We start from the raw sequence: 10,818 nt of genomic DNA on the forward strand, positions 1-10,818 counted from the left end.
AACGTCATCAACTAAATAGTGAAAAATATCTATCCTATCTTCTAGAATGTCTTCCAAACGAGGAAACTCTCGTAAACAAAGAGGTTTTAGAGGCTTATTTACCATGGAATAAAGTTGTACAAGAAAAGTGCAAATAAGAAATCTCCAGATTAGGAACTATCCGTGAGTTCTCTAGTCTGGAGATTTTTCAATATACTTCGTTATTGGGCGGTTACGGAAGACCTCCTGTATACTATTCGTAAAGTAAAACGATTGGAGGATATTTTAATGCAACAACCTATTGTTCCTGTAGAGATTCCACAATCTCGTCCTTTTGATTCTAAAAAGAGAAATGACATTCTGCTTAAAATTCAGCAGAAAATCATTTAGAAGATAAGAAGAATGTTCGTCTTTTAGAAGCCAATCAGGTTGAAGAATCAGGGTTTGAGATAGAAGTTTTATAAAAAAGTAAAAAATAAATAACAAAAAACAAACACAAATTGTTGATTTTTTCAAACAATAGTGGTATATTATGTTTGTGAGGACTAATTGACTGTTTTTTAAAGACAGCCAATACACTGCTGGAATCCAGCATAGAAAAATAAAAAGGAGTATACAATATGTCTATTGTTATCGGTGCAGATGCTGCAGGTTTGAGATTGAAAGAAGTTGTGAAAGACTTCTTAGAAAAAGAAAATTTCCACGTTGTGGATGTTACAGCTGAAGGTCAAGACTTTGTTGATGTGACTCTCGCTGTTGCTGCAGAAGTAAACAAAGAAGAACAAAACCTTGGTATCGTGATTGATGCTTATGGAGCTGGTCCATTTATGGTCGCAACAAAAATCAAAGGAATGGTTGCTGCAGAAGTTTCTGACGAACGTTCAGCTTATATGACTCGTGGTCACAACAACTCACGTATGATCACTATGGGTGCACAACTTGTTGGTGATGAATTGGCAAAAAACATCGCTAAAGGATTTGTTAACGGTAAATACGATGGTGGACGTCACCAAATTAGGGTCGATATGTTGAACAAAATGTGCTAATTAGATTACAGTAAGAAAGGTAAGTTAAAAATGAGAATTGCAATTGGATGTGACCACATCGTAACAGATGAAAAAATGGCGGTTTCAGAATTTTTGAAATCAAAAGGATATGAAGTCATTGACTTTGGTACATATGACCATACACGTACTCATTACCCAATCTTTGGTAAAAAAGTAGGGGAAGCAGTAACTAGTGGTCAAGCTGATCTTGGAGTATGTATCTGTGGTACTGGTGTTGGTATCAACAACGCTGTAAATAAAGTTCCAGGTGTCCGTTCTGCCTTGGTTCGTGATATGACAACAGCCCTTTATGCTAAAGAACAATTGAACGCTAACGTTATCGGTTTTGGTGGTAAGATTACTGGTGAATTGCTCATGTGTGACATCATCGAAGCTTTCATCCATGCTGAATACAAACCATCTGAAGAAAACAAGAAATTGATTGCGAAAATTGAACACCTTGAAAGTCACAATGCTCAACAAACAGACGCAAACTTCTTCACTGAATTCCTTGAAAAATGGGATCGCGGAGAATACCACGACTAAGAGGTGACCTATGATTTTAACAGTCACAATGAACCCATCCATTGATATTTCCTATCCCTTGGATGAGTTAAAGATTGATACTGTCAATCGTGTGGTGGATGTAACCAAAACGGCTGGTGGTAAGGGACTCAATGTTACCCGAGTACTTTCAGAATTTGGTGATTCTGTTCTTGCTACTGGTTTAGTGGGTGGTAAACTTGGTGAGTTTTTGGTTGAACATATCGATGATCAAGTAAAGAAAGATTTCTTTTCTATTCAGGGAGAAACTCGTAACTGTATCGCTATTCTTCACGGAGACAACCAAACAGAAGTTCTTGAAAAAGGTCCTGTAGTATTGGAACAGGAAGGTCAAGACTTTTTGGAACATTTCAAAAATCTCCTAGAGTCAGTTGAAGTAGTAGCTATCTCAGGTAGTCTGCCAGCTGGTCTTCCAGTTGATTACTATGCGAACTTGGTCGAACTTGCTAATCAAGCTGGCAAACCTGTTGTCTTGGACTGCTCTGGTGCAGCACTTCAGACGGTTCTTGAATCACCACATAAACCAACAGTCATCAAACCAAATAATGAGGAATTGTCTCAGCTTCTTGGAAAAGAAGTTTCTGAGGATTTGGATGAATTAAAAGAAGTCCTTCAAGAACCTTTGTTTGCAGGTATTGAATGGATTATCGTTTCACTTGGTGCCAACGGTGCCTTTGCCAAACATGGTGACACTTTCTACAAGGTAGATATTCCTAGAATTCAGGTGGTAAATCCTGTTGGATCTGGAGACTCTACTGTGGCAGGAATTTCTTCAGGACTTCTTCACAAAGAATCGGATGCAGCATTACTCATCAAGGCAAATGTCCTTGGTATACTCAATGCTCAAGAAAAAATGACTGGTCATGTCAACATGGCCAACTATCAAGCTCTATATGATCAATTAATAGTAAAAGAGGTATAAAATGGCTTTAACAGAACAAAAACGTGCACGCTTAGAAAAACTTTCTGATGAAAATGGTATCATCTCAGCTCTTGCCTTTGACCAACGTGGTGCTTTGAAACGCCTCATGGCTCAACACCAAACAGAAGAACCAACAGTGGCTCAAATGGAAGAACTTAAAGTTTTGGTAGCAGATGAATTGACCAAATACGCATCATCTATGCTTCTTGACCCTGAGTATGGACTTCCAGCGACTAAAGCTCTTGATGAAAAAGCTGGTCTTCTCCTTGCTTATGAAAAAACAGGTTATGACACAACAAGCACAAAACGCTTGCCAGACTGCTTGGATATTTGGTCTGCAAAACGTATTAAAGAAGAAGGTGCAGATGCAGTTAAATTCTTGCTTTACTATGATGTAGATAGCTCAGACGAACTCAACCAAGAAAAACAAGCTTACATCGAACGTATCGGTTCTGAATGTGTGGCTGAAGATATCCCATTCTTCCTTGAAATCCTTGCTTACGATGAAAAAATTGCTGACGCAGGTTCTGTAGAATACGCTAAAGTAAAACCACACAAAGTTATCGGTGCTATGAAAGTCTTCTCAGACCCAGGCTTTAACATTGATGTCTTGAAAGTTGAAGTTCCTGTTAACATTAAATATGTTGAAGGATTCGCTGAAGGTGAAGTAGTTTATACACGTGAAGAAGCAGCAGCCTTCTTCAAAGCACAAGATGAAGCAACTAACTTGCCATATATCTACTTGAGTGCTGGTGTATCAGCTAAACTTTTCCAAGATACCCTTGTATTTGCCCATGAATCAGGTGCAAACTTTAATGGAGTTCTTTGTGGCCGTGCTACATGGGCTGGATCAGTTGAAGCTTACATCAAAGATGGTGAAGCAGCAGCTCGTGAATGGCTTCGCACAACTGGTTTTGAAAACATTGACGAACTCAACAAAGTTCTTCAAACAACAGCAACTTCATGGAAAGAACGCGTGTAAGAAAGTCCTTCTAGTTTAGGAACATGAATCTAAAAAAATTTTAAAAAAAGTTGTATGTAAAGATTCACAAAATAACTTACTTGTGCTATACTTAAATCACAAGTTAATATGAATTAGAAAGTAACTAGATGAAGTATAATAAAAATAAGGTATAGTTTATTTTACGAGCTAGGAAGGAATAATACGGAAACAATATTGCCAGAATAAACTATATTTAGACGCACATTTCAATTCGTTGTTTTATAAAAGGAGAAGATAAATGGCTACTAAAAAGAGTTTTAAAGCGTTAGTTGTAGGACTAGGTATTGTTTCAATATTCTCATCAGCCTTACCTATGGTTAGTCATTCTGTATTTGCAGATAGTGCCCTAACTAGAGTAGATAAAGCAAATGATATTGTTTTGAATGTTGATGGGAATAAATTTTATAATGTTTCGGTTTCAGAAGATATTGTAAATGCTGGTCAAATTTTGGAAGATTATTTTTATGTAGATAAATTTGGAAATATAAATTTAAAAGGTACTCCTGAAGAGCTAGCAAAAAATATTGGTATTTCTGTACAAGAAGCAAGTTTGATGTATGAAGCTGTAAAAGAGTTGCCTAACGTTTACGAAAGAGGTCCTGTAGGTTTTCGTTTCAATCTTGGTCCTCACGTGAGGGAGCTGGGTGGCTGGGCTGTAAAAACTGCTGTAGAAAATTATTGGACAGTTGCTGTAGCTACAGTAGAGGTGCCATTTGTAAACCTTGTTTACGCCATAGATTTACCTTAAAGGTTATTTCTTTATGAATAGTTCGTTTAAAAAAATAACCGTATTTTGTTTTATAGTTTCTTGTGTTCTTTGTTTATTAGATTTAATGAATTTTAAAAATGTAGCTACTTTTTTATTTTTCTGTCTTCCTGTTTTTGTTTTGATTTACAAAAATAAATAAAAACAGAGCCTCTGTTTGATGAATTTTAGAACATAGTTAAGTTTAAAAAAAGTTGTATGTAAAGGTTTACAAAATAACTTACTTGTGCTATACTTAAATCACAAGTTAATACAAGGTGAGTGTTACTAAGTAATATTAGGCATGATCACAGGTGAATTAGAAATCGGCTGATTTTCTAGTTCATTTGTGGTCATTTTTTATACTCATATACCTTTAATATATAAAAGGAGGTTGACATGTATCGAATTCTAAATCCAATGAATCACAATGTCTCGCTTGTCAGAAATGATAAGGGAGAAGAAGTGATTGTGATTGGTAAGGGGATTGCATTCGGAAAGAAGAAGGGAGATTTGATTGCTGAACAGCAGGTTGAGAAAATCTTTCGGATGAAGACCGAAGAGTCCAGAGAAAACTTTATGGCTCTTCTCAAAGATGTTCCGCTTGATTTTATCACAGTGACCTATGAGATTATTGATAAGCTTTCCAAGAAATATCACTATCCGATTCAAGAGTATCTCTATGTAACCTTGACAGATCATATTTACTGTTCTTACCAAGCTCTAACTCAAGGAAGGTACAAGGATAGTAATCTGCCAGATATTTCTGCCAAGTATCCTGTCGCTTTTCAAATCGCAAATGAAGCATTTGAAATTTATCGTCAGAAGCTAGCAGATCATTTTCCTGAGGACGAAATTATTCGGATTGCTTATCATTTCATCAATGCCGAAGGTGAGAATGAAATAGAAGTAGTTAAGTCGATTGATAAGAGGAAAGAAATTCTCAGGAATGTTGAGGAAGTTCTAAAGGAATATGCAATTCAACGAACCAAAGAGAATAACCATTTCTATGATCGCTTTATGATACATTTGAATTATTTCTTGGATTATTTAGATAGATCTAGAGATGATAACCAATCACTTCTGGATATGGAAGATCATATTAAACAATCCTATCCAAAAGCCTTCGAGATTGGTTCCAAGATCTATGATGTGATTACGCAACATACGGGTCTTGATTTGTATAAAAGTGAACGAGTTTATCTAGTTCTACATATCCAACGTTTATTGTCATAAAAATTATTTAAAATTATATAAGGAGAATTCTATCATGAATAGAGAAGAAGTAACATTGTTAGGTTTTGAAATTGTAGCCTATGCTGGCGACGCTCGTTCAAAACTATTAGAAGCCTTGAAGGCTGCTGAAGCTGGTGATTTTGAAAAAGCGGACGCTCTGGTAGAGGAAGCTGGTAGCTGTATCGCAGAGGCACACCACGCGCAAACAAGTCTATTGACTAAGGAAGCAGCTGGCGAGGATTTGGCTTATAGTGTAACCATGATGCATGGCCAAGACCACTTGATGACAACTATCTTATTAAAAGATTTGATGCACCACTTAATCGAACTCTACAAGAGAGGAATTAAATAATGAATAAACTAATTGCATTTATCGAGAAAGGAAAGCCTTTCTTTGAAAAACTATCTCGTAATATCTATCTTCGTGCTATTCGTGATGGTTTTATTGCTGGTATGCCTGTTATTCTCTTCTCAAGTATTTTTATCTTGATTGCCTTTGTACCAAACTCATGGGGCTTTAAATGGTCTGATGAAGTTGTAGATTTTCTGATGAAACCTTACAGCTATTCAATGGGGATTCTAGCTCTCTTGGTAGCTGGTACAACAGCTAAGTCATTGACCGACTCAGTAAACCGTAGCATGGAGAAAACCAATCAAATCAACTATATGTCAACATTGTTGGCAGCAATTGTTGGTTTGTTGATGTTGGCAGCTGATCCTATCGAAAATGGTCTAGCTACTGGATTCTTGGGGACAAAAGGTTTGCTTTCAGCCTTCCTAGCTGCCTTTGTTACCGTAGCAATCTATAAGGTTTGTGTTAAGAACAACGTCACTATTCGTATGCCTGACGAAGTTCCACCAAATATCTCACAAGTCTTTAAAGATGTGATTCCATTCACTCTATCTGTTGTTTCTCTTTATGCTCTTGATTTACTAGCTCGTCATTTTGTTGGTTCAAGCGTAGCTGAATCAATCGGTAAATTCTTTGCACCACTCTTCTCTGCTGCTGATGGTTATCTAGGTATCACCATTATCTTTGGTGCCTTTGCCTTCTTCTGGTTTGTTGGGATTCACGGTCCATCTATTGTTGAACCTGCTATCGCAGCGATTACCTATGCAAATGCTGAAGTCAACTTAAACCTTCTCCAACAAGGGATGCATGCAGACAAGATTCTTACTTCTGGTACACAAATGTTTATCGTTACCATGGGTGGTACAGGTGCGACACTGGTTGTTCCATTCATGTTTATGTGGTTAACAAAATCAAAACGTAACCGTGCAATCGGACGTGCGTCTGTTGTTCCAACCTTCTTTGGTGTCAACGAACCAATCTTGTTTGGTGCACCACTTGTATTAAATCCAATCTTCTTCATTCCATTTATCTTTGCTCCAATCGCAAACGTATGGATCTTTAAATTCTTTATTGAAACTCTTGGAATGAACTCATTCACTGCTAATCTACCATGGACAACCCCAGCTCCACTAGGTCTAGTTCTTGGTACTAACTTCCAAGTTCTATCATTCATTCTTGCTGCCCTTCTAATCGTGGTTGACGTTGTCATTTACTATCCATTCCTTAAGGTCTATGATGAACAAATTCTTGAAGAAGAACGTTCAGGTAAGTCTAATGATGAATTGAAAGAAAAAGTTGCTGCAAACTTCAACACTGCAAAAGCGGATGCTATTCTTGAAAAAGCGGGTGTAGAAGCAGCACAAAATACAATCACTAAAGAAACAAATGTCCTCGTTCTCTGTGCAGGTGGAGGAACAAGTGGTCTCCTTGCAAATGCTTTGAATAAGGCAGCAGCAGAATACAATGTCCCTGTGAAAGCAGCAGCAGGTGGCTATGGTGCTCACCGTGAAATGTTACCAGAGTTTGATCTTGTTATTCTTGCCCCTCAAGTTGCTTCAAACTTTGAAGACATGAAAGCAGAAACAGATAAGCTCGGTATTAAACTTGCCAAGACAGAAGGCGCTCAATACATCAAATTAACTCGTGATGGAAAAGGTGCTCTAGCATTTGTACAAGAGCAATTCGATTAAGGCTAGGGACTGTGAAACAGTCTCCTCTCGTTACGGCAATCGCTATGGCGAATTTCCTAATCGCCTTATTAATTCGTCGGTAAAAAGACATCGTTTTTACCTCCTCATGTCACAATTCGATTAAGGCTAGGGATTATAAAACAGTCTCCTATCGTTACGGAAATCGCTATGGCGAATTTCCTAATCGCCTTGTTAATTCGTCGGTAAAAAGATATCGTTTTTACCTTCTCATGTCACAATTCGGTGACTTAGTACAAGAAGTGAGATGGAGAATAAAACCTCACTAGCCTCCTCTCCATCTTATTTCTTTTTTAATCAAAAGGAGAATTATATGTCAAAAACATTACCAAAAGACTTTATTTTCGGTGGCGCTACAGCTGCTTATCAAGCAGAAGGTGCTACACATACTGATGGAAAAGGACCAGTTGCTTGGGATAAATATCTTGAAGATAACTACTGGTACACTGCGGAGCCAGCTAGTGATTTTTACAATCGATATCCAGTTGATCTCAAGCTAGCAGAAGAGTATGGTGTCAATGGTATTCGAATTTCTATTGCTTGGTCACGTATTTTCCCAACCGGTTACGGTCAAGTAAATCAGAAAGGTGTCGAGTTTTATCATAATTTATTTGCAGAGTGTCACAAACGTCACGTTGAACCCTTCGTAACTCTTCATCACTTTGACACGCCAGAAGCTCTCCACTCAAATGGCGACTTCTTAAATCGTGAAAATATCGAACACTTTGTAGACTACGCTGCCTTCTGTTTTGAAGAATTTCCAGAAGTAAACTATTGGACAACCTTTAATGAAATTGGCCCAATCGGTGATGGTCAATACTTGGTTGGGAAATTCCCTCCAGGTATTCAGTACGACCTTGCCAAAGTCTTCCAATCGCACCACAATATGATGGTGTCTCATGCACGTGCAGTCAAGCTATATAAAGATAAAGGATATAAAGGTGAAATTGGTGTTGTTCACGCTCTGCCAACTAAGTATCCTTTGGATCCTAAAAATCCAGCAGATGTTCGTGCAGCTGAGTTGGAAGATATTATTCACAATAAATTTATCTTGGATGCAACTTATCTAGGTCGCTATTCAGCTGAAACCATGGAAGGTGTCAACCATATCTTATCAGTCAATGGTGGTAGCTTGGATCTTCGTGAAGAAGATTTTACAGCATTAGAAGCTGCAAAAAACTTGAACGACTTCCTTGGAATCAATTACTATATGAGTGACTGGATGGAAGCATTTGATGGAGAAACTGAAATTATCCATAATGGTAAAGGTGAGAAAGGAAGCTCTAAGTACCAAATCAAAGGTGTTGGTCGTCGTGTAGCTCCTGATTATGTACCACGTACGGATTGGGATTGGATTATCTACCCTCAAGGTTTGTATGACCAAATCATGCGCGTGAAGAAAGATTATCCCAACTATAAGAAGATTTACATCACTGAAAATGGTCTTGGATATAAAGATGAGTTTGTAGACAATACTGTTTATGATGATGGCCGTATTGATTATGTCAAACAACACTTGGAGGTTTTGTCTGATGCGATTGCAGATGGTGCTAATGTAAAAGGTTACTTCATTTGGTCATTAATGGATGTCTTCTCATGGTCAAACGGTTATGAGAAACGTTACGGTCTCTTCTATGTAGACTTTGAAACGCAAGAACGTTATCCTAAGAAATCAGCTCACTGGTACAAGAAAGTAGCGGAAACTCAAGTGATTGAGTAGTAGAATGAGTCATTAGATATAGAATTTTAGTGAGGCAAAAAGATGTTCAAAAATTTTATCCAATCTATTTATGAAAAAGTTTATATTATCAACTTTGAAAAATGCTCTCAAATACCGTGTTTGACAAATGAAGAATTGAAAAGTCTTGGAAAATGGTATGTCTCGACCGGTAAAGAATGGATTTGTCATTCAGACTATGAGCTGGAAGAATTTAAAAATCTATTTTTAAATTTTATCAATCCTGAAGAATGGGATACTATCTCCTTTGATTCAGATTTTATGCCGTTTCAACAATCGTAACCAATTTCCAAAAAAGTTAAATCTTATATCTAGTACTCTGCAAAACTCTTATCTAATCACGTTGCTTATACTCAATGAAAATCAAAGAGCAACTTTAAACTAGGAAGCGAGTCGCAGATTTCTCAATGCATCGCTTTGAGGTTGCAGATAAAGCAATTGGGCAAAAAGTCTTTGATACAGAAAAACGCATAATATCAGGTGTTGAAAACCTTGATACTATGCGTTTTATTGTGGGAAGATTTACTTCTGAAATTGAGTTGTTACCCAGAATCTTTCAGGTTTATTAAGGCTTGATGACTTTAGTAAGTTTAGATAGCTCAAAAAGGATTGAATCACTTAGTTTAGAATCTGAAACAATAGTATCAAGATTTGATACATTATAAAAAGTATAAAAATCAAACTTATTGAACTTACTATGATCTGCGAGTAAATATTTTTTATTAGAATTATTTAAAGCGATGCGTTGAGCCTCTCCCTCTTCCTCGCTAAAAGTAGCTAGAGCTCCGTTTTGAATACCATTACAGCTAACGAAAGCTTTAGAAAATTGGAGATTAGAGAGATTTTGTAGGGTCAATGTGCCAACAAAAGCACCTGTAATTTCGCGATAATTTCCACCTATTAAAATCAAATCTGTTAATTTTCGTTCGCTTAAAATCAGAAAAACAGGTAGACTGTTGGTCACGACGCGGATATTGTCAATAGGTAACTCACGCGCAAAAAATTCTAATGTTGTTCCTGGTCCAATAAAAATAGTTTCTCTTTCTTCTACTAGACTGCCTGCAAAACGGGCTATTTCTTGTTTTTCTGCCGTTTGGAGGGCTTGTTTTTCAATATTTGATCGCTCATTAGTCAAAAGGGAGTTGGTTCGAAGTTTTTCAGCTCCACCATGCACACGAATCAGCAAATCTTTATCAGCTAATTCCTGTAAATAGCGCCTTGCAGTCATATCTGAAACGGCTATTTCATCCATAATCTGTTTAACCGTTATGGTTCCTTTACTATTTACTGTCTCTAAAATTTTGGTTAATTTTTCTTGTTTGAGCATATTATCACCTCGTTTCCTACTACTATCTTACCATAAACTAGCTCATCATTCAAATACAAAAACAACAAAATAAAACAAAAACAAAAATATCGAGGTTTGTTTTCAAAACTTTCGATATTTTTATTAAGTTATTATTTTGTTGTTTCTAGTTTACTTTTTGATGATTGAGAGTGGTGGAGAATTATACTCAATGAAAA

Annotated in this window: 12 protein-coding genes and 2 pseudogenes; 13 read left to right on the plus strand and 1 reads right to left on the minus strand. The window is 36.9% G+C overall.

The genetic code is table 11. The annotated features are described in order from the left end of the window. The 13 genes and pseudogenes from HT703_RS12070 to HT703_RS00900 form a co-directional block, all read left to right on the plus strand. Nucleotides 1–137: pseudogene (locus HT703_RS12070) on the plus strand (IS66 family transposase); the annotation flags it as partial. 222 nt (nucleotides 138–359) lie between these two features. Beyond that, nucleotides 360–443: pseudogene (locus HT703_RS00845) on the plus strand (aldose epimerase); the annotation flags it as partial. A gap of 156 nt (nucleotides 444–599) precedes the next feature. Continuing rightward, nucleotides 600–1,025, plus strand: coding sequence for a galactose-6-phosphate isomerase subunit LacA (gene lacA, locus HT703_RS00850; RefSeq protein WP_000029277.1), 426 nt, complete (start codon nucleotides 600–602; stop codon nucleotides 1,023–1,025). A gap of 30 nt (nucleotides 1,026–1,055) precedes the next feature. Next, a complete protein-coding gene (gene lacB / locus HT703_RS00855; protein WP_001216910.1) occupies nucleotides 1,056–1,571 on the plus strand; it encodes a galactose-6-phosphate isomerase subunit LacB in 516 nt (171 codons plus the stop codon). A 10-nt stretch (nucleotides 1,572–1,581) separates the two neighbouring features. Then, nucleotides 1,582–2,511, plus strand: coding sequence for a tagatose-6-phosphate kinase (locus HT703_RS00860; RefSeq protein WP_079252930.1), 930 nt, complete (start codon nucleotides 1,582–1,584; stop codon nucleotides 2,509–2,511). A gap of 1 nt (nucleotide 2,512) precedes the next feature. Continuing rightward, complete coding sequence (gene lacD / locus HT703_RS00865; protein ID WP_079252929.1) at nucleotides 2,513–3,493, plus strand: tagatose-bisphosphate aldolase; 981 nt, start codon at nucleotides 2,513–2,515, stop codon at nucleotides 3,491–3,493. Between the two features lie 259 nt (nucleotides 3,494–3,752). Next, entirely contained in the window at nucleotides 3,753–4,262 is a 510-nt protein-coding gene (locus HT703_RS00870; protein WP_172925072.1) for a hypothetical protein, read from the plus strand. A gap of 396 nt (nucleotides 4,263–4,658) precedes the next feature. Further along, nucleotides 4,659–5,495, plus strand: a complete 837-nt coding sequence (locus HT703_RS00875) for a transcription antiterminator (protein WP_079252928.1) — start codon at nucleotides 4,659–4,661, stop codon at nucleotides 5,493–5,495. Between the two features lie 34 nt (nucleotides 5,496–5,529). Further along, a complete protein-coding gene (locus HT703_RS00880; RefSeq protein ID WP_001078330.1) occupies nucleotides 5,530–5,847 on the plus strand; it encodes a PTS lactose/cellobiose transporter subunit IIA in 318 nt (105 codons plus the stop codon). Next, nucleotides 5,847–7,538, plus strand: a complete 1,692-nt coding sequence (locus HT703_RS00885) for a lactose-specific PTS transporter subunit EIIC (RefSeq protein WP_079252927.1) — start codon at nucleotides 5,847–5,849, stop codon at nucleotides 7,536–7,538. The genes HT703_RS00880 and HT703_RS00885 overlap by 1 nt, the downstream gene beginning before the upstream one ends. A gap of 331 nt (nucleotides 7,539–7,869) precedes the next feature. Next, nucleotides 7,870–9,276, plus strand: coding sequence for a 6-phospho-beta-galactosidase (gene lacG / locus HT703_RS00890; protein ID WP_079252926.1), 1,407 nt, complete (start codon nucleotides 7,870–7,872; stop codon nucleotides 9,274–9,276). Between the two features lie 42 nt (nucleotides 9,277–9,318). Continuing rightward, nucleotides 9,319–9,576 carry a DUF3884 family protein gene (locus HT703_RS00895; protein WP_000475754.1) on the plus strand — a complete coding sequence of 86 codons (258 nt, stop codon included), beginning with the start codon at nucleotides 9,319–9,321 and terminating at the stop codon, nucleotides 9,574–9,576. Between the two features lie 125 nt (nucleotides 9,577–9,701). After that, nucleotides 9,702–9,863, plus strand: a complete 162-nt coding sequence (locus HT703_RS00900; protein WP_166735927.1) for a hypothetical protein — start codon at nucleotides 9,702–9,704, stop codon at nucleotides 9,861–9,863. Here HT703_RS00900 and HT703_RS00905 read toward each other — a convergent pair. After that, nucleotides 9,860–10,621, minus strand: coding sequence for a DeoR/GlpR family DNA-binding transcription regulator (locus HT703_RS00905; RefSeq protein WP_000917606.1), 762 nt, complete (start codon nucleotides 10,619–10,621; stop codon nucleotides 9,860–9,862). The genes HT703_RS00900 and HT703_RS00905 overlap by 4 nt on opposite strands. Nucleotides 10,622–10,818: the final 197 nt, after the last annotated feature.

It is taken from the genome of Streptococcus sp. 3874 (assembly GCF_013276425.1).
GTDB classification, from domain to species: domain Bacteria; phylum Bacillota; class Bacilli; order Lactobacillales; family Streptococcaceae; genus Streptococcus; species Streptococcus pseudopneumoniae.